This window comes from Streptomyces sp. NPDC127092, from assembly GCF_042722475.1.
Taxonomy (GTDB): domain Bacteria; phylum Actinomycetota; class Actinomycetes; order Streptomycetales; family Streptomycetaceae; genus Streptomyces.
The window spans coordinates 37,451-56,765 of the sequence record NZ_JBHXFE010000054.1; the positions used below are offsets into that span (position 1 = coordinate 37,451).

Below are 19,315 nucleotides of genomic sequence, written 5' to 3' on the forward strand. Positions count from 1 at the left end.
CCGCCTGTCCCACGTGCCCCGCCTGACCCACCTGGCCCGCCTGACCCACGTGGCCTGCCTGGCCCATGTGCTGGTTCGCCGGGTTCACCGGACCCGTCGGAGTCGTCATCAGCGCGCACCCCCCAGCGGCAGCGTCGCCAGCATGCCCGGCACCTGTTCGCGGTCGAGCCGCACCAGCCCCGTCTTCACGCCCCGCGCCACGCGCTCCAGTTCGTGCCGGGCGGCCACCAGCTCCTCGTCGCTGCGCCCGGTGATCCGTACATGTCCGGTGACCGTCACCTCCTGACGGTCACCGCCGCTCAGCGTCAGGCTGAAGGTCGTCGCGAGCGCCGGCAGCGAGGTCAGCAGCGCCACCAGCTGCGGCATCGACGCACCCGCGCCGCCCCCGCTGCCCAGCTGGGGCCAGCGCCCCACCCAGTACGTCGTGTGGCGCCGGTCGTCGACCCGCCAGGTGCGCGCGGTCTCCTGGGTGCGCCGTCCCTGCGCCTGGCCACGGCCCGCCTGCGCTATCGCCATCGGGCTGGCGCACGTGGAGGTGGCGAGGGCGGAGGTCAGCTCCTGCTCGGTGAGCACCGTGGCCTTGAAGCCCGCGCCGGCGAGCCGGCTCGCGAGCTGGTCCGCCGCCCGCACCAGGCACTTCTGCGCGCCCTGCATGCCGCCGCCGCGCGCCTCGACCGCCTCGGGGCACAGCTCCGGGTCCAGCTTCAGCGCGATCCAGGTGATGCGGACCGCGGGCGAACCCGTCTGGGCCTGCAGCGGCCCGTAGTTGCGGGCCGCCATCGACTGCGCGGGCAGGTGCGGCGCGGGAGCCGGCTGGGTGTGCTGCACGACCTGCGCCGACTCGAGCCGGATGCCGTCCACGGAGAGCACGTCCCGGACGAGCCCCACCGGCAGCGGGTGCGCCCCGCGGTCGGGGCGCAGCGCCGTGGCCTCGGACTCGACCCGTACGACGGCGGTGAGGAAGGTCCCGTCGCCGATCATCCCGATCGGGCGCCGGTCACGGTCGCTGTACGCGTACGTCCGCAGCGCCGGATCGCACTCCACTACCGGGGCGAGACCCGGCTCCGTGCCCTCCGGCACGGTGAAGGAGGCGGCCCGGCGGGTCCTGGCGCGCAGCGCGAAGAAGGTGGAGAGCCACTCGGGCAGCGACCGCCGGTGCCGCCGCACGACGGCGAGCAGCACGAGCAGCGCCGCGACCACACCGGCGGGCACCAGCATCAGCTTGTCGACGACCGCGGCGACGACGAGCACCGCGGCCGCCACCTCGATCAGTACGAGCTGTTGCAATCGGAACGCACCGAAGTGTCCCGGGCGTGCCTGAAGCCGCGGCGACACCGAGGACGAAACCGGCGAACCGGGCCCCGGAACGGGGGAGGTGGAGGGCCCGGCAGTGGGCCCGGCCGCAGCGGACCGTGTCCGCGTCGCGGAAGCCATGATGGAGAATCCCCCTCAATTCGTCCCGATCACCCTGGCCCGCCAGGCCTTTGGCGGCCGGATCACCCTACCCGCCCCACGAGCACCGACGGACAGCAGGCATAGTAGGGGGCCGGTCCGACAGCCGGGGCCCGGGCGCCATGCTCCCCGGAGTCCCGCGCGAAGACTGCGCCTGACGAAAATGGGGACTCATGGCATCACGGCGGGACGAGCTCAACGCGTACACCTTTGCGAAGAAGCGCACGGTCGCGGCATTCCTCCAACCCTCGCCCTCGGGCACGGAGGAGGGAGCGCCCAAGCCGCTGCGCGCGGTCCTTCCCGGGGTCATCATCGGCGCCCTCGTCATCGCCGGCTTCGGTGCCTGGGGCATGTTCAAGCCGACCGCGCCCAAGGGCTGGGACGACCCCGGCAAGAAGGTGATCGTCGGCAAGCAGTCGACGACCCGCTACGTGGTCCTCACCACCGGCAAGGGCAAGGACAAGAAGACCCTGCTCCACCCCGTGCTCAACCTCGCCTCCGCGCGCCTGCTGCTCAACCCGGACGACTTCCAGGTCATCCAGGTCGACGACAAGACGCTCGACGAGGGCAAGCCGCCGCGCGGCCCGATCCTCGGCATCCCGTACGCCCCCGACCGCCTCCCCGGCGAGGCGGACGCAGGCACCGCCAAGCGCTGGGCCGTGTGCGAACAGCCCGGCGGCGGCAACGGCGGCAACGTGCAGAAGGCCACCTTCCTCTTCGCCAAGCGCGACCTCGGCCGCACCGACAACGGCAACAAGCTGAAGTCCGGTCAGATCCTGTACGTGAAGGGCCAGAAGGACAGCGCCCAGTACCTGATCGACCACACCGGCACCAAGTACCGCGTCAACGAGAAGTCCCAGGGCCTCGTCACCGCGCTGTTCGGCGTCAACCGCGAGCCGCAGCAGGTCACCGACGACTGGCTGGCCACCCTCAAGACCGGCAGCCCCGTCGACTACCCGGAGATCCCCGGCGCGGTCGGCGCCGACGCCCACGTCCGCGGCGGCCTCACGCCCGCCCAGGACAAGGTCGGCATGGTGCTCCTCACCCAGACCGGCTCCGGCCCCCAGCACTACGTGGTGCTGGAGGGCAAGGTGCAGCCGGTCTCCGAGTTCACCGCCTGGCTGCTCATCCAGTCCCCGAAGGCCGACGTCCTCGACATGGCCGGCAAGGCCACGCCCGTGGACCAGGCCTCGCTCACCCCCGACAGCCAGACCTTCGGCGCCGGACTGCGCTGGCCCGAGCGCAAGTCCAGCCAGGTCAACTCGGTCGGCGGCGACGGCTCGCGCGACACCATCTGCTCCGTCCTGGAGAAGGTCGACGCCAAGGGCCGGACCACCCTGTCCACCTGGGCCGGCCCCGCGTACCCCGCCGACATCACGGCCGGCGGCACCAGCACGTACGTCACGCCCGGCACCGGACTGCTCTACACCCAGATCCAGGGCAGGCAGTCCACCCCCGACGGCTCGCTCTTCCTCGTGACCGACACCGGACTGCGCTACGCCGTCCAGGCCAACGGCGACAGCGACTCCGGCCGCTCCGAGATCGGCACCGGCAACCAGCAGCAGACGACCGACGGGCGGCCGGAGCCGTCCGACGCGCAGAAGCGGCTCGGCTACGAGAAGGTCACCCCCGTGCTCGTCCCGATGGAGTGGTCCGAGTTCCTGTCGAAGGGCCCGCGCCTGGACACCAACAGCGCGCGCCAGCCGCAGGGTTCGTGAGAAGGCAGGCACCGGTGACGACGTCCCGTACCCGCGCGGCGGCCCTGCTCGCGACCACGACCCTGACGGCCGTCCTGGCCGCGACCCCGGCGGCCGGCGCGGCCACCGCGGAACCGCTCGGGACAGACGGCAGCGGCGAGTGCACCTTCCCGATGAAGAAGCAGATCGAGGGCATCCCCTGGTCGCTCCAGCGGGTGCTGCTCGACGAACTGTGGCAGGACACCAAGGGCAAGGGCGTCCGCGTCGCCGTCATCGACACCGGAGTCGACGACGTCAACCCGCAGCTGAAGCCGGCCGTCGACGCCAAGGCCGGCAAGGACTACCTGAAGCCCGACAAGCAGAACCCGGGACCCGGCAACGACCAGCGCGGCAAGACCGACGGCACCGTCGACGAGGTCGGACACGGCACCAAGGTCGCCGGCATCATCGCCGCCCGCCCCCGCAAGGGCACCGGATTCGTCGGCCTCGCGCCCGAGGCGACCATCATCCCGATCCGGCAGAACGACGAGAAGAACAGCGGCAAGTCCGACACGATGGCCCAGGCCATCGACCACGCCGTGGCCAAGGGCGCCAAGGTCATCAACATCTCCCAGGACACCACCCAGCCGCTCGGCCCCGAGTCGTCGCTGGCCAAGGCGGTGGCCCGGGCGCTCGAGGCGGACGTCGTGGTCGTCGCCTCCGCCGGCAACGACGGCATGGACGGCAAACTGAAGAACACCTACCCGGCGGCCTTCCCGGGCGTCCTCGCCGTCGCCTCGTCCGACCGCAACAACGAACGCGCCGCCTTCTCCCAGTCCGGCACCTTCGTCGGCGTCGCCGCACCCGGCGTCGACATGGTCTCCACGGTGCCGGGCGGCGGCCAGTGCGTCGACAACGGAACCAGCTTCTCCGCCCCGTACGTCGCGGGCGTGGCGACGCTGCTGCGGGCCAAGTACCCGACGTGGAAGGCCTCGCAGATCGTCACCCGCATCGAGCAGACCGCCGTCCGCTCGGTCAACGGCCACGACAACCACGTCGGTTGGGGCGTCGTCGACCCGGTCCGCGCCCTCGCCGACGGCCCCGAACCCCCACTGACGGGCCCCACCCCGGACCCGGGCCCGCCGAAGCCCCCGGCCCCGGAACCGGCCCACATGGCCATGTCGGAAACCCCCCAGGAACGCTCCGAACGCCTCGCGACGTACGCGCTGGGCATCGCGGGGGTACTGGTCGCGGTGGTCGCCGGGACGGCTGTGGTGATCAGGGACGGACGGCGGCGCGGGGCGGCTCGACGGGCCGTCAGATGAGTACGGATACCTAGGTGCGACCAGGGGATCCTTAGGTAGCTTTGCAGTTGGAACTGTCGTAGCGAGTCGTTAGAGTGAGCGTGTTCGTGCGTGTGACGAGGGGGAACTGAAGTGGCAGGGCCGAACGGGGACGGCGGCAAGCAGGGGCTCGAAGTCGGCGAAGTGACGCTCCTGACCTTCCAGACGCGTATGCAGAAGCTGGTCGACGAGCTGAAGGGCTCGCCGGCCGAACACACGAAGATCGGCGAACAGAAGGTCACGGCCGCGTCGTACGGCACGGGCTTCAGCGCGGCGACCGAGCTGCACGGGGCGTACGAGAAGGTGCGCACGCGGCTCGAGGAGTTGACGAAGATCTTCGGCGAGACGATCGAGGCGATGGGGATTCGCGCGCAGATCGCCGACAAGGGGTACGCGAGCGTGGACCAGGAGGAGCGCGAGCGCTTCCAGGAGATCACGAAGCGAGCGCAGGACGACTACGAAAAGCGTCATCCGCCCGTGGTACCGGACCCGGCCAGGCCGGCGACCAGCACCACGGATTCCGGCGGATTCAGCTAAACGGGGGAGGGCAACACGATGTCGGAGTTCGAGGGGAAGTCCCTGGACGCCCTGTACGCGATGATCGCGTCGGCCAAGCCCGAGGACCTCTCGGGCGCGGGTCAGGCGCTCGCGGCAGCGGCGCCGAAGATCCTGGCCATTGCCACCGATCTACGGCACTACATCTCCCGCGTGCAGTGGGAGGGCGAGGGCGGCGACGCCTTCCGCAAGTGGGGTGCTGGCATGGTCTCGGAGACCCTGGTCCTCGGTGACTTCACCAAGGTTGTCTCCGATGAGATGAAGTCCGCGGCCCAGGCGCTGACGGAGGCGAAGGCAAGCGTGCCGAAGCCGGCGGGCATGTGCTACGCGGACCCGGAGAAGGAGAAGGCCCGACTCGAGGCCGAGACGGGTCCGAAGCTGCAGGAAGCGATCAACGCGATGCAGCGCCTGTCGTCGTACTACGACACAACGAGCAACCGGATGGCGGCCGAGCGGCAGCCGGATTTCAAGCCGATGGTCGTTGACCGCTTCGGTGAAGGCGAGCGCGAGTACGGCGTCGGCGGCAGTACTGGTTCGGGGACGTACTCGGGTTCGGGTTCCGGTACGGGCACCACTCAGACCAGTCACACGACGGTTCAGCGGGCCGACGTGTCGAACCCGAGTGGTACGGAGCGGCAGGTCCACGACCCGGTGAACCCGCCCTCGGTACCGCCGACCACGCCGACGCGTCCGGACACCGAGGTGGACACCAACCTCGACTCCGTGACGCTGACGCCGCCGCCGGAGACCACGAACCGGCCGCCCGCCCAGCCTCCGCTTACCACCACGCCTCCGCCGGCGACCAACCAGCCGCTGCCGCCCGTCTCGCTGCCGCCCATCGCTCCGCCGCTGAGCCAGCAGAACGGTCTCCAGCAGTCGCGTCCGTCCGTCACGGGACTGCCGAGCCCCGCGACGCGCACCGGACTGCCGGGTCCGAGCACGCTGTCCCCGATGGCCCGGCCCGAGGGCATCACCGGTGGGAAGCAGGTACCGGGTCGCTCCGTCGCGGGCCAGCAGATGGGTCGCATGCCCATGAGCACGGTCATCGGCGAAGAGCGCACGGCAGCGCAGTACGGCCGTGGCGCGGCGGGCCTGCACGGCCCGGGCGGCGGCATGCACGGTGGTCCCACCGGCGGCCAGGGCGGCGCCGGCCGCCGTCTGGCGACCCAGCCGGGCGGAACCATCGGTGCGCCCACGGCGTCCGGTGTGAGTGGACGCTCGGCCTTCACGCCCGGTGGTACCGGCCTGGTGCGTCCGCCCGCTTCGACACAGCAGGAAGGGGAGGAGCGGCGTCAGCCGCGCAACCGCCCCGACTACCTGTCCGAGGACGAGGAGACGTGGACCTCGGGCCAGCGCCAGATCGTCCCGCCCGTCATCGACTAGGAGCACTTCCTGATGTCCCCCCTTACCCGGGCCGTCCGCAGCCGAGCGGTTGGTCTGCTCGGTGCCATGACCGCCGTCGTCGCGACGTGGACCGTCGCGGCGCCGGCGGCGCAGGCGGAAGACATGCGGTCGCGTCAGTGGTACCTGGACGCGATGAAGGCCGACGAGATGTGGAAGGTGGCCACGGGCAAGGGCATCACCGTCGCCGTCATTGACACCGGTGTCGATTCGACGCTGCCGGAGCTCCGTGGAAAGGTGCTGCCCGGCCGCAACTTCGACACGGGGGGCCTGGGCCGGGTAGATGACAAGGACACCGACCGCCACGGTACGAACATGGCCCTGGCGATCGCTGGTAGTGGGGCCGCAGGCGGAGTCAAGGGCATCGCTCCTGATGCGGTGATCCTCCCGGTCAAGACCGGTGCCGCCGTCGGCACGGGGTGGAAGACGTTCTACAAAGGCGTCCGATACGCAGTGGACAACGGCGCTCGGGTGATCAACATCTCGTTCGGCGGAACGGCGGACGAGGCTGAGGCCCGTGAATGGCAGAGTGCCGTCGACTATGCGGCGCAGAAGGGCGCGTTGATCTTCGCCGGCTCAGGCAACGATGGACGCGAGCGGCGACACGTCTACCCTGCGTCACTTCCCGGTGTGGTTGCTGTCGGTGCCGTGGACACCAAGGGAACCGTGGCCGCATTCTCCAACTACGGTTCGTACGTCGATCTCGCGGCTCCCGGAGTGGAGATCCCCGGGCGCTGCACCAAAGACAGGAACCAATACTGCGCCGGGAGGGGCACCAGCGAAGCCACCGCCATCGCCTCCGGCACCGCCGCCCTCATCTGGTCCGCTCACCCCGACTGGACCGCGAATCAGGTCCTCCGGGTCATGATGGAGACGGCCGGCCACGACGGACCCGTGCCGTCGAAGTACATCGGCTACGGAACCGTCCGCCCCGCCCAGGTTCTCCTGGAGGGCAAGGGCAACCCGGGCGACCCCAACGTCAACCCGCTGCTCGCCGCACAGCAGACGAGCACGGCACCGACAACACCCCAGACCTCCCCCTCTCCTGAGAACACGGGGGCAAGCGGCAGCGACCAGGCCAAGGACAAGGGCCAGGCCGCAGCGTCCGACGAGGGCGGTTTCCCGCTCTGGGCCATCGCCGCGAGTGCCGTCGCCGTCGTCGCCGTCATCGGCCTCGTCGTAGCGGCGGGAGTACGCAGGAGAGCGTCGACAGACGCATGAACAACTGCATCGACAACAAGAGGAGCTTCAGATGAGCACTCCCGCTGGTGGGTTCGGACTCGCAGACGATCCGATCGTCCAGGCGAAGAACAAGATCACGGAGACCGCCGACGCGGTCACCAAGCAGGCGCGTGAGCTCGCCAACATCCTCGAGACCTGCAGCGCGGGCTGGACCGGTGTCGGTGCCGCGGGCTTCAAGCAGGCCCAGACGCTCCTCAACGAGGACCACGACACCATCCGTCGTCTGCTGAACGTCCTCCTCACCGCCGTCGGCGAGACCAAGAACCTCAGCAACGCGAACGACGACGAGGTGCGCGCCACCTTCGCCGCCGTGAACCACTCCTCGCTCAACAACATCTGACGAAAAGGGGGAATCAGCATGTCTGTCGACAACGCCGGCACCAAGGTCCGGTACGAGAGCGTCCAGGAGATGGCGAACCGCATCCGTACGGTCTCGCAGAACATCGTCAAGGACCTCGCCGAGATGGACACCGCGCTCAAGGTCGTCACCGACACCTGGGACGGTGACGCTCACCGTGAGTACGAGATCCTGCAGGGCAAGTACAAGAAGCGCGCCGAGGACATGAAGAACCGCCTCGAGCAGACCGCCAAGATCGTCGAGCAGGGCAAGGACAGCTACCGCTCGACCGACGTGAAGGCCTCGCGCCTGTTCACCGAGGCGTACTGATGCTTTGATCCTCGGGGATCACGAGAACGCGAGAAGGGGTCCGCTCCACACGGAGCGGACCCCTTCTCGCTGTTCGCCTACCGCAGGTCGAACTCCCCGTCCTTCGCACCGAGTACGAACGCGTCCCACTCCGCCTTCGTGTACCGCAGCACCGTGTCGTGGTCGAGCGAGGACCGCATCGCGACGCCGCCGCCCGGCAGGTGGGCGATCTCCACGCGCTCCTCGTCGGGGCTCGTACCGGGGGCGCCCTCCCACTCGACGCCGCTGATGTCGAGCGCGTACAGCTCGTCCTTCTCCTGCTGAGTGCCCATCTGGCTCTGCTCCTCTCGTTGCCTGTCCATCATGGGTGCCCCGGGGGGCGGCTGTCAGTCGGTCGCGGAATCAGCTCCGCCGGTTCACCCGGCCTGCCCGGCGAAGGACTTCGCGAGCTCCAGGACCTGCACGCGCTTGAGTGAGGTCTTCCCCTGCTCGCCTGCGACCAGGATCAGGGCGACGTCGCCCTTGCCGCCGGCGTCCAGTCGGACGGTGACGACGTTCCCGCCCTTGCTGGGCACAGCCTCGCCGGTCGTCGCGTTGGCGGCTTTCGCCGTGTAGGACCGGAGCTCGGTGACGTCCATGCCGCCGCCGAACTGGATGAGCGGCGCCAGAACGTAGGGCACCTTGCCCTCGCTCGTAGCGGCGGTGCGGATCTGCAGATTCTCTCCGCCGGTGTGGTAGGAGCAGGTGACGAGCGCACCGGGCTTGCCCATCCAAGGCGACTGCGGATCGGTCCTCTTCCCTCCGTCCGCGGTCGCGGCGTACCCGTCCGCCGCCGAGCCGGCCGAGCCGGCCTTGCCGGGCTCGAAGCCCCCGTCGATCTTCGCCGCTTCCGCCAGCTGCTTGGCGTCATAGGGCAGCGGACAGCTGTCGGCGCCGTCCTTCCCCACCCCTTCGGCGAACTCGATCACCTGGTCGACGCTCAGGGAGTCACCGGACCCGCCGGCGTCGGATGCCCCACCGCATCCGACGAGCGCGGCGAGGAGGACGGCGCTCACGGCGCCCAACGGTGTGCTTCACGCGGATCTTCATGGGGTGCCTTCGGTGACCGGCTTGACGACGGGGTCCTTCGCCAGCGGCTTGTTCTGGCACCCCAGGACCTCCGTAGCCCTGCGCGTCATGCGGTAGACAAAGGCCATCTGCTGATCCTGGGTGTGGTGATCGTGAACGGGACCCAGATTCACCGTGAACGCGGCATCCGTGTGCAGCAGGACCTTCTTCGACGCTTCTTTCAGGTCACCTGGCATGACGCACTGGACGTACAGGTTCGTCGTGACGTCATTGGTGTTTCCGGTCGCGCCGTTCAGCCGGTATTCGCGGGTGTCTCTTTCGGCGGGCTCCTTCCTCGCTTCATCGAGGGGTACCCACTCGAAGTCGATCGCGGCACGACCGGTGTCCGCTTGACCGTTCGGCACGTAGGAGCATCCGGAGACCGTGTACGTCGCGGCGGGATCCCCGATGTTGTGCAGGTTTTCCTCCATCCTCTCCACGAAGCGCTGGTCGCGGGGTTGGGCCGAGTCAGTCCTGAAGGTGTTCGTCCGGATGACGGTGTGCAGCAACTGTTCCTCGGCGGACCCCGCCGGGATGCTGCAGAGCCTGTCCTTCGGAGGGCTCGCCGGCTCGGAGGCGCAGGAGGTCACGGCCAACGCGGAAACGGCTGCGAGCGCAAGCCATGAGTGGCGCTTCAGCGTCTTCATCCCAGATGCTTCCTGGCTTCGTTGATACCGCTGGTGTGACCGTTGTAGGCGGCATCCCGCGCCGCGTTGTACGGGCCGGAAGCCAGATGCCCCTGGGTTTGCCATTCGTTGAAGATCTTGGTCATGCCCTGCTTGCCGGAGGCGAAGTTGTTGCTGACCTCCTTGTCCCGCTGTTCTTCCGCTAGGTCGGTGACGTCCTTCACCCATTCGTACTTGACGGAGTCGATGATGGAGCCGCCCATGGTGCCGACGACCGGAATCTCCCCGATCATTCCGTTGACCGCCGCCGCCGTGTGCTCCGAGGTGCCCTCGGCCCACTTCGCCTGGTCGTCCGCCTTGTCCACGTACACGTCGGCGCCGATCTCGTTGAGGGCGCCCATCGCCATTCCGATGTTCCTCGACCGGTGGTTCCATTCCGCGCTCTCCGAATGCACGGCATCGCCTTGGAAGGCCGGAGCTTCCCCGAGCAGATGGGCAGAGTAGGCGCGCTCGGCTTCATAGAGAAGAGCGTAGGACGGGCCGTCGTCAGCGATGCCACGCATGACGCGAACGAGACTGCCCTGCCCCACGGCAATGCTCGAGGTGTCACCCGATCCCGGGCGAGTGGTGATGGAGCCGTTGCCGTCGACCTCCCCGTACTCCGCCTCCTGCCCGTTGAGTGTGAGGTGGGTGTCGGCAACGTAGTCCGCCAAGGCCCTCGCCATCGGTTGACGGAGGTTCGCCAGGTCTTCGAAGGCTTTGGCGCCGCCCATGTCGTCGTCGAGGAACTTGATCGCGCTGTGCATGACGCGCGCCTGGCCTTCGCTGTGTAGTCCGACCGGTCCCAGCTTCTCGCCCGGCTCGTGGCCGGTGGCCGCCGCCTGGATGGCATTGCCGAGGCCCATGGCCTTCATGGGGTCGTCCATGAACTGCGGTGGCCCGTAGACGTTGTTCAGCCCCATCTCCGGCCACGTTCGGTCCGTGAGGAGAAACTTCAGGTGCTCGTTCTCGTTCCCTGGAGCCTTGGGGTCGAGGAAGTACTCGGCGTCCGCCGGGTCCTTGCTCATGATGCCGAGCAATCCGTCCAGCGGGTCGGCAGCGATGTTAGGACGCAGTACGTCCCGGAAGTGCTGCCATTTGTCCGGGTCCTTCTTCTCGATCTCGATCATGTCGTGGCCGAGTTCGTTGAGGAACTCCTTGCCGTAGCCGTCGGCGTTCCCCTGGCCCATGAGGGTGACGAGGACCTGGTAACCCTGTGTCGGGACGTTGTCGCCGAAGGGGCCGGTCTCCTCGGTGACGACCTTGCCTCCGAGGGCCTTCAGCCCGTCCACGAACGGCCGGTAGGCGTAGCTCTTCGGGTCGCTCGTACCCGACGCGATCGTGTCCGCCAGGCTCGCGTTGATCGAGTTGTAGAGCTTCTTCTCGGCGTCCGGGATGCCCCGCTCGTTCGCTGCCAGGTTCATCCTGTCCGCGATCGCCAGCGTGTCCTTGGCTCCCAGGCCGTTCAGGTACGCCTCGCTGAAGTGCTTGTCGTCGGAGTTCTGCTTCAGCAGGTCGCGGTAGTGCTCCAGCTCCGCCTTCGACGCCTTGCCCTCACGGACCTTCTCGGACAGAGCAAGCGCCTCGACGGCCTCGACGTCGTTGACCGGCTTGGAGTTGAAGCCGAGGGCCGCCGTGCCGTCGGCGCCGGAGGCGTTGAGGAGGGCGACCTTCACGTCCGCGTCGAAGTCGGTGACCGCCTTGACCGCGTCGCGGATCTTGCGCGTGTACGACATCTCGACCTCGGGCAGATCCGGGTCGTGGCGGATGGTGTTGGCCTCCTGCGCGCTGACCTTGCCGAAGTCGTAGCTCGCGTTCCCCGACTCGGAGACCTTCATGCCCGCGGCGACCGCCTCGTCCACCGCCGCCTTCACACGGCCCTTGAGCTCAGTGAACGTGCTGTGGGCGTCACGCAGCAGCGACTCCACTGCGAGGGCTTCCTTCTGCGCCGAGTCGAGCTCCTTGCGGGTGATCCCGAAGTTGACGACGCTGACCTTCTGTGCCTGGCCGGTCCACTGGGGATTGCCCACGGCGACGCTCTGGACCTCCTTCTCATAGAGGTCCTCGGCCTCCTTGAAGGTCTCGGCCATCTTCTTCCAGCCGTCGGCGGCCGTGACCAGCTTGCCGAGGTCGGTCTGCATGATTTCCTGGTACGTCGGCATCCCGGTTCCCCTAGACTCCCGAAACCTTGGACTGGGCCGCGGTGAAGCTGTACCCGGTCTCCAGGTCGTTGAGCAAGAACTGCTTGGACGCTTCCCTCAGGAACTCCCGCTCCGTGCTCAGCCGGTCCTGCAGGCGCTTCACCTGCGAATCCCAGTGTTCGTGCGCCTTCTTCAGCCCGGCCGCGGTGTCCCAGCCCTTGAACTCGGCGATCGCGCCGCTGGTGCCCTGGTCTGCCGCGTCCGCGGCCCGCCGCACCGTCGGCTGGACGTGGTTCTCGATGTCGTCGCCTGCCTTCTTCTTACGCGCCGGCGTGGTCGCGAGATCGGGCTGACCGGTTCCGCCGCCTCCGTCCGCGGGAAGCTCGTTGAGGCGGGTGGCGGCAGCGCTCTTGTGCTGTGCCCATTCGTCACCGAACGACATACGGCCCCCCTTGAGCGGGTCGATTCACGCGGGTGAAGCGGTGGTCGCGTTTCTGAGGTGTTCACGTCTGAAGGCGCTCATGGTGCGGCTTCGGCTCGTGAAGCCGCACCTTGACCGGGACGAGGGAGTGCCTACCGCTCCGGCAGCCGCCCCGTCTGCACCAGTGAAGCCTGGCCCCGGCGGGACACGAACAGGCCGCGGCCCGGAGGCATCGGCCGGGGGCGGGCGTTGCCGATGAGGTCGCCCTCCGAGGGGTCGCCCGAGAGCACCACGCCCTGCGCGCCCAGTTCCTTGATGCGCTGCATGAACGACTCGTACATGGAGCGCGAGGCGCCCGCGCTGTTGCGGGCGATGATGAAGCGGACGCCCGTGTCGCGGGCGAAGGGGAGGTATTCGGCCAGCGGCGCCAGCGGGTTGCCGGCGCTCGTGGCCACCAGGTCGTAGTCGTCGACGATGATGAAGACCTGCGGCCCCGACCACCAGCTGCGGTCCCGCAGCTGCTGCGGCGTGACGTCCTGCGGCGGCTGGCGCCGTGCGAAGACCCCGGACAGCGCCTCCATGTGCATCTGCATGGAGCTCGCCATCGGCGCGTACTCCAGCAGGTGCTCCTCCGGCAGGCTGCCGAGCAGTGCCCGGCGGTAGTCGCCGACGACCAGCTTCGCCTCGTCGGGGGAGTAGCGCTCGCCGATCTGCTTGGCGATGAGCCGCAGCAGGTTCGTCTTGCCGGACTCGCTCTCGCCGAAGATCAGGAAGAACGGGTCGGTGTCGAAGTTGACGAACACCGGCTCCAGGCGCGTCTCGTCGATGCCGATCGCGATGCCGTGCTGCGGGAACTCGAAGCCCTTGGGGAGCTGTTCGGCCGGCAGCTTGTGCGGCAGCAGCCGCACCGCGGGCGCGCCGGGACCCTGCCAGGCGCTCCGTACGGCCTCGACGAAGGCCGTCGTGCCCGCCGCCAGGTCGTCCGCCGAGCTCGATCCGTCGATCCGCGGCAGCGCGCCCATGAAGTGCAGCTTCTCCGGCACCTGGCCGCGGCCGGGCACGCCCGTCGGCACGTTCGCCGCCACCTTGCGGTCGAACTCGGAGTCCATGACGTCACCGAGCCGCAGCTCGAGCCGGCCCAGCATCTGGTCCTTGAGCGCCGCCCGCACCTCCATGTAGCGGGCCGCGGTGATCACGACGTGGATGCCGTAGCCGAGACCGCGCGCCGCGAGGTCGGCGACCGGCGCCTCCATGCCCTCGTACTCGTTGCGGAAACCGCCCCAGCCGTCGATGACCAGGAACACGTCGCCCCACGGCTCGTTCGGCAGCTCGCCCGCCGCCCGCTTGCGCCGGTAGGTCGCCATCGAGTCGATGTTGTGCGCGCGGAAGAACTCCTCGCGCCGGTTGAGCACGCCGAGCACCTCGGCCACCGTGCGCCGCACCCGCTCCGGGTCCAGGCGCGAGGCCACCCCGCCGACGTGCGGCAGTCCGGCCAGCGACGACATGCCGCCGCCACCGAAGTCCAGGCAGTAGAACTGCACCTCGGCCGGGGTGTGGGTGAGCGCGAACGACGAGATCAGCGTCCGCATCAGGGTCGACTTGCCGGACTGCGGGCCGCCGACCACCATCATGTGGCCCGCCGCGCCCGAGAAGTCCCGGTACAGCACCTCGCGCCGCTGCTCGAACGGCTTGTCGATGAGGCCCAGCGGCACCGTGAGCCCGCCCGGGCGGGTGTACTCGGTCGCCGTCAGACCCCGGTCCGCGGTCGGCGCGAGCCCGGGCAGCAGCTGGTCGAGCGACGGCGCCTGGTCCAGCGGCGGCAGCCACACCTGGTGCGCCGGCACGCCCTGGCCCTCGAGACGCCGCACGATCACGTCGAGCACGGTGTCCGCGAGCGCGTCGTCGTCCTCGTTCCGCTGCGCCGTCAGGTACGCCGGGTCCGGAGCCGCGTACACCACGGGCACCGGCGACGCCGTGAACAGCGCGGGCCGCCGCTCGATCGGCATGCTCCCCGACTCCAGCCGCGGGCCGCCCGTACGGTACGTGCCGGAGACGTACGCCGCCTTGAAGCGGGTCATCTCGTCCGTGCCGAACTTCAGATAGCCCGAACCCGGCACCGACGGCAGGTGGTAGGCGTCCGGCACGCCGATCGCGGTGCGCGACTCGGCCGCCGAGAAGGTCCGCAGACCGATCCGGTAGGACAGGTACGTGTCCAGGCCGCGCAGCTTGCCCTCCTCCAGGCGCTGCGAGGCCAGGAGCAGGTGCACGCCCAGCGAACGGCCGATGCGGCCGATCTGGATGAACATGTCGATGAAGTCGGGCTTGGCGGTGAGGAGTTCGGAGAACTCGTCGATGACCAGGACCAGCGAGGCCAGCGGCTCCAGCGGGGCGCCCGCCGCCCGCGCCTTCTCGTAGTCGTGGATGTTGGCGTAGTTGCCGGCCGACCGCAGCAGCTCCTGGCGCCGCTGGAGCTCACCGCGGATCGCGTCGCCCATGCGGTCGACCAGCGTCAGGTCGTCGGAGAGGTTGGTGATGACGGCCGCCACGTGCGGCATCTGCGACATGCCCGCGAAGGTCGCGCCGCCCTTGAAGTCAGCGAGGACGAAGTTCAGCGTCTCCGAGGAGTGCGTCACCGCGAGGCCGAGCACGAGCGTGCGCAGCAGCTCCGACTTTCCGGAACCCGTCGCACCCACGCACAGGCCGTGCGGGCCCATGCCCTCCTGAGCGGCCTCCTTGAGGTCGAGCATGACGGGCTGGCCGTCCTCGCCGACACCGATCGGCACCCGGAGGCGTTCCGCGACCGACCGCGGCCGCCAGGTGCGGGCCACGTCCACCGACGCCGCGTCGCCCAGGTTCAGCAGGTCCGTGAAGTCCAGGTTGGCGAGCAGCGGCTCGTCGTCGTCCCCGCCGCCCATCCGCAGCGGCGCCAGCTGCCGGGCCAGCGCCTCCGCGGCCGGCAGCGACATGACGTCCGGCACGCCCTCGTACGCGAAACCGCCGCCCGACTCCAGGCGCAGCCGGCCCGGCCGTACGACGACGGAGAGACCGCCGCGCGGCTCGTCGAGCTCGCCGGAGACCACCTCGACGATGGTCACGCCCTGCAGGCCCTCGGCCGCCGCGAACAGCGAGTCCGGCGGCACCATCCCGCCGTCGAGGACCACCACGACGTGCGGCTGGTCCAGGACCGGCTGATTGTCCCGGCTGAACCGCGGCCGGCCGTCCAGCTTCGAGCGGATCAGCTGCTCCAGCTCGCCCAGGTCGTCGCCGAACAGCCGCTTCGTACCGGCCCCGTCGACCGTGCCCGGCACCTGGGTGTGCGGCAGCCACTTCGTCCAGTCCCAGCGCTCCTGCGCGCCCCGCGCCGCCACCACGGCCACCATCAGGTCGTCGGGGGAGTGCAGGGTCACCAGCTGCGCGACCAGTCCGCGCGCCGCGGACTGCGCCGCCTCCGGGTCGCCGGAGACCGTCACGTGGTAGAAGGCGCGCAGCGAGACCGCCATCGGCAGCCCGTCCAGGGTGCCGTGCACCGCGAGGAACTGCTGCATCGCGCCCGCGCACAGCGGCTCCAGCTCGTCCACCGGCGCCGTGTCCGGTGCCACCAGGGGAGTCGCCAACTGCTGGGCGCCGAGCCCGATCCGGGCCTGCGCGAAGTCGTGGTCGCCGACCCGCCGCTCCCAGACCCGCGAACCCTCCGCGACCAGCGACCACAACTGCTCGGGCGCCGGGTGCAGATACAGCTGCGCGTCCCGCTGCCTGCGCGCGGTGCGCCGCACCGTGCGCCGGGTCTGAGCGAGGTATTTGAGGTAGTCCCGCCGGACATCGGCCATTTGCCCCTGCGACCCCTTGCGGAATCTGACGAACTGGGCGATGGCCATGCCGACCGTCGAGGCCAGCATCAGCGTGCCCATGATCCGCATGATGGGGGACGGCGTCATGAAGAAGAACACCACGGACGAGCCCATGCCGAGCATCGGCAGGAGCTGCATCAACGCCGACTCCTGCTGCCCCCGCGGCAGTTCCGGCGGAGACTCCAGGACCAGTTCCTCACCGGGTACTTCCGGAGGAAGGGACCTCGGCGGGCGTTTGACGACGATCTGGCTCACCGGCGCATCAATCCCTCGTTACGGGCGGGCTCGTGGAGGAACTTCCGCACCGGCGCCCCCGTCGGCTGTGTTCCATGCGGACTCCCCCGTGAGTGCAGGATCCTACTTGCAGCCACCCGCGCCGGTCCCCGGTAGGGTGTCGCCGCACCGTGCGCAACCGCGAATCAGGGGGTCCAGACACGTGAGTACGACCGCAGCGACCGGCTTCTGCCGCGTCACCGTCGTGGCGCCGGACAGCCGCATCGACGTCGCACTCCCCGAGGACATCGCCGTCGCCGACGTCTACCCGGAGATCCTCCGGCTCACCGGGCAGACCCAGCCGGCCGGCGCCCCCACCGGCTACCACCTGGTCCGCCGGGACGGCACCGTCCTCGACGGCGCCCGCACCCTCGCCGCCCAGCAGGTCCTCGACGGCGAGGTGCTCTCGCTGCGCCCCTTCGCCCAGTCCCTGCCGCCGGCCGTGTACGACGACGTCTCCGACGCCGTCGCCTCCGCCGTCACCCGCGACAGGCACCTGTGGAGCGACGAACTGCTGCGCGGCGCCGGACTCGTCGGCGGCGTCCTGCTGCTCGTCCTCATGGGCTTCGTGCTCTGGTTCGCCGACCCGGTCCGCCACGACATGCACAGCCTGCCCGGCGTCATCGCCGGCGCGGCCGGCGTGCTGCTGACCGCCTTCGCGGGCGTCCGCGCACGGGTCTACGGCGACCGCGCCACCGCCGTCGCGCTCGGCCTCGGCGCGCTGCCGCTGCTGCTGATCGCCGGCTCCGGGATCCTCGCGCCCGACGCCGGCCAGGGCCCGGGCCGGCTGCAGTTCCTGCTCGGCTGCGTCACCGTCCTGGTCGCCTCCGTGACGCTGGTCGCCCTCACCCCGAGCGGCGACGCCCCGTTCGTGGCCGCGACCTTCCTGGCCACCGTCGGCACCCTCGCGACCTTCGTCGCGATCCTCACCGAGGCCTCGGCCACCCAGACCGCCGCCGTGTGCGTGCCCGTCGCCATCGGCCTGGTCGCGTTCCTGCCCGGCCTCTCCGCCCGCTTCGCCCGGCTGCCCATCGGCTACGCCTCCCCGCGCAGCGCCGCCGACGACGAGTTCCTCGCCGACCCGCACCAGCAGGCCCAGGAGGCGCAGCCCGTCGACGGCGAGCGCATCGCGCTCCAGGCCCGCCGCGGCCACGAGATGCTGCTCGGTCTGGTGGGAGGCTGCGCCGCCGTCGTCGTCGGCTCCAGCGCGGTCCTCGGCTTCGCCGGCAACACCTGGGGCCAGCTGCTCGCCCTCGCCGCCGGCCTCGCGATGCTGCTGCGCGCCCGGCTCTTCCGCTACACCTCGCAGGTCGCCTCCGTCCTGGTGGCCGGCCTCGCCGCCATCGCCCTGCTGGTCCTCGGCCTCTCCCTGAACCCGCCGGTCGACCTCGTCAAGGACCTCCTGATGTACGGGGACCGCGGCGGCCTCGACATCCGTACGATCTGGCTGACCGCGGCCGTCGCCGCCGGCGCCGCCCTGGTCACCGCGATCGGCCTGATCATCCCGAGGAAGGGCCTCTCGCCCTTCTGGGGCCGGCTGCTCGACCTCACCGAGGGCTTCGTCCTGCTCTCCCTGGTCCCGCTGTGCCTCGCCGTCCTCGACGTGTTCATGCGGGCCCGCTCGCTCACCGGCTGACCCCGGCCGGTCGGAGGCCCGCCCGGGGCCGTACGCCGAGCTGGTACGCTGTGTGACGGCCGTTTGTGTACGCGCTCCCGGAAACCCACGGGCCTCCCGTGAACCTCGGGGAGCAGCGCTCATCGGACCTTCGCTCGCGAGTCACGGAAGTTTCCCCTGAGACCAAGACCAGGGGCACTCGTGGGCGCACGAACCAGAGGAGATCCGCGTGGCTCTCGACGCCGCCGTCAAGAAGCAGATCATGGCCGACTTCGGCACCAAGGAGGGCGACACCGGCTCCCCCGAGGTCCAGGTCGCGATGCTGTCCCGCCGCATCTCGGACCTGACCGAGCACCTCAAGACCCACAAGCACGACCACCACTCCCGTCGTGGTCTGCTCATCCTGGTCGGTCAGCGCCGCCGTCTGCTGCAGTACCTGGCCAAGAAGGACATCCAGCGCTTCCGTACGCTGGTCGACCGCCTCGGCATCCGCCGCGGTGCGGCCGGCGCCAAGTAAGTCGCTGTGAAGGGAGCGGTTCCCACTTTCAGGGGGCCGCTCCCTTTGCTGTACGTGCGCGATGTGCCCACCGGCACTTAGTCTGGTCACACAACGCCACATCGGCGCGCGAGAAGCAGCCGGCACGACGCCGGTCCTCGGTAGTGGCCCCCGGACCTCATCCCGGGAGCTTCGATCGAAGACCGGCCCCGCCACGACAGCGCTTCTCCCGCACCGTCCCCGCGCCACACGGGCGCCCGGACGCAAAGACGAAACGTAGGAGTAATCGCTAGTGGAGAACGAGACCCACTACGCCGAGGCCGTCATCGACAACGGCACCTTCGGCACCCGCACCATCCGCTTCGAGACCGGCCGCCTCGCCAAGCAGGCCGCCGGTTCCGCCGTCGCCTACCTCGACGACGACACCATGGTCC

16 protein-coding genes are annotated in these 19,315 nt (G+C 69.8%); 9 read left to right on the top strand and 7 right to left on the bottom strand.

The features are described 5' to 3' along the window. Positions 1 to 108 precede the first annotated feature (108 nt). A complete protein-coding gene (gene eccE / locus ACFWJO_RS32720; RefSeq protein ID WP_384420723.1) occupies positions 109 to 1,434 on the bottom strand; it encodes a type VII secretion protein EccE in 1,326 nt (441 codons plus the stop codon). A gap of 191 nt (positions 1,435 to 1,625) precedes the next feature. On the opposite strand from eccE, the gene eccB reads away from it, so the two are divergent. The 7 genes from eccB (at position 1,626) to ACFWJO_RS32755 (ending at position 8,336) form a co-directional block, all read left to right on the top strand. After that, positions 1,626 to 3,170, top strand: coding sequence for a type VII secretion protein EccB (gene eccB / locus ACFWJO_RS32725; protein WP_386871068.1), 1,545 nt, complete (start codon positions 1,626 to 1,628; stop codon positions 3,168 to 3,170). A 152-nt stretch (positions 3,171 to 3,322) separates the two neighbouring features. Further along, a complete protein-coding gene (mycP, locus tag ACFWJO_RS32730) occupies positions 3,323 to 4,453 on the top strand; it encodes a type VII secretion-associated serine protease mycosin (RefSeq protein WP_386871095.1) in 1,131 nt (376 codons plus the stop codon). A 111-nt stretch (positions 4,454 to 4,564) separates the two neighbouring features. Continuing rightward, complete coding sequence (locus tag ACFWJO_RS32735; RefSeq protein ID WP_386871070.1) at positions 4,565 to 5,008, top strand: hypothetical protein; 444 nt, start codon at positions 4,565 to 4,567, stop codon at positions 5,006 to 5,008. An 18-nt stretch (positions 5,009 to 5,026) separates the two neighbouring features. Next, on the top strand, positions 5,027 to 6,409 hold the full coding sequence (locus ACFWJO_RS32740; protein WP_386871072.1) for a hypothetical protein: 1,383 nt from the start codon (positions 5,027 to 5,029) through the stop codon (positions 6,407 to 6,409). A gap of 66 nt (positions 6,410 to 6,475) precedes the next feature. After that, the gene (locus tag ACFWJO_RS32745) at positions 6,476 to 7,648 is read left to right on the top strand and encodes a S8 family serine peptidase (RefSeq protein ID WP_386871074.1); all 1,173 of its coding nucleotides are present in this window, start codon (positions 6,476 to 6,478) and stop codon (positions 7,646 to 7,648) included. Positions 7,649 to 7,679: 31 nt separating this feature from the next. Further along, positions 7,680 to 8,009 carry a hypothetical protein gene (locus ACFWJO_RS32750; protein ID WP_384420731.1) on the top strand — a complete coding sequence of 110 codons (330 nt, stop codon included), beginning with the start codon at positions 7,680 to 7,682 and terminating at the stop codon, positions 8,007 to 8,009. 18 nt (positions 8,010 to 8,027) lie between these two features. Continuing rightward, on the top strand, positions 8,028 to 8,336 hold the full coding sequence (locus tag ACFWJO_RS32755; RefSeq protein ID WP_384420733.1) for a WXG100 family type VII secretion target: 309 nt from the start codon (positions 8,028 to 8,030) through the stop codon (positions 8,334 to 8,336). Between the two features lie 77 nt (positions 8,337 to 8,413). Here the strand turns inward: ACFWJO_RS32755 and ACFWJO_RS32760 are convergent, their stop codons facing one another. From ACFWJO_RS32760 to eccCa, 6 genes are all read right to left on the bottom strand, one after another. Then, positions 8,414 to 8,647 (bottom strand): DUF397 domain-containing protein, encoded by a 234-nt coding sequence (locus tag ACFWJO_RS32760; RefSeq protein ID WP_365348743.1) that lies wholly within the window; start codon positions 8,645 to 8,647, stop codon positions 8,414 to 8,416. A gap of 84 nt (positions 8,648 to 8,731) precedes the next feature. After that, a complete protein-coding gene (locus ACFWJO_RS32765) occupies positions 8,732 to 9,370 on the bottom strand; it encodes a hypothetical protein (RefSeq protein WP_386871076.1) in 639 nt (212 codons plus the stop codon). A 30-nt stretch (positions 9,371 to 9,400) separates the two neighbouring features. Continuing rightward, complete coding sequence (locus ACFWJO_RS32770; protein ID WP_386871078.1) at positions 9,401 to 10,069, bottom strand: hypothetical protein; 669 nt, start codon at positions 10,067 to 10,069, stop codon at positions 9,401 to 9,403. Then, positions 10,066 to 12,249, bottom strand: coding sequence for a hypothetical protein (locus ACFWJO_RS32775; RefSeq protein WP_386871080.1), 2,184 nt, complete (start codon positions 12,247 to 12,249; stop codon positions 10,066 to 10,068). Before ACFWJO_RS32775 ends, ACFWJO_RS32770 begins: the two co-directional genes overlap by 4 nt. A gap of 10 nt (positions 12,250 to 12,259) precedes the next feature. Continuing rightward, positions 12,260 to 12,670, bottom strand: coding sequence for a hypothetical protein (locus ACFWJO_RS32780; protein ID WP_386871082.1), 411 nt, complete (start codon positions 12,668 to 12,670; stop codon positions 12,260 to 12,262). A gap of 131 nt (positions 12,671 to 12,801) precedes the next feature. Continuing rightward, complete coding sequence (gene eccCa / locus ACFWJO_RS32785; protein ID WP_386871083.1) at positions 12,802 to 16,752, bottom strand: type VII secretion protein EccCa; 3,951 nt, start codon at positions 16,750 to 16,752, stop codon at positions 12,802 to 12,804. 181 nt (positions 16,753 to 16,933) lie between these two features. Here eccCa and eccD point away from each other — a divergent pair, with 181 nt between their 5' ends. Both eccD and rpsO read left to right on the top strand, forming a co-directional pair. Next, entirely contained in the window at positions 16,934 to 18,406 is a 1,473-nt protein-coding gene (gene eccD, locus ACFWJO_RS32790; protein WP_386871085.1) for a type VII secretion integral membrane protein EccD, read from the top strand. A gap of 208 nt (positions 18,407 to 18,614) precedes the next feature. Beyond that, the gene (rpsO, locus tag ACFWJO_RS32795; protein WP_189848205.1) at positions 18,615 to 18,902 is read left to right on the top strand and encodes a 30S ribosomal protein S15; all 288 of its coding nucleotides are present in this window, start codon (positions 18,615 to 18,617) and stop codon (positions 18,900 to 18,902) included. The last annotated feature ends 413 nt before the right edge of the window (positions 18,903 to 19,315 follow it).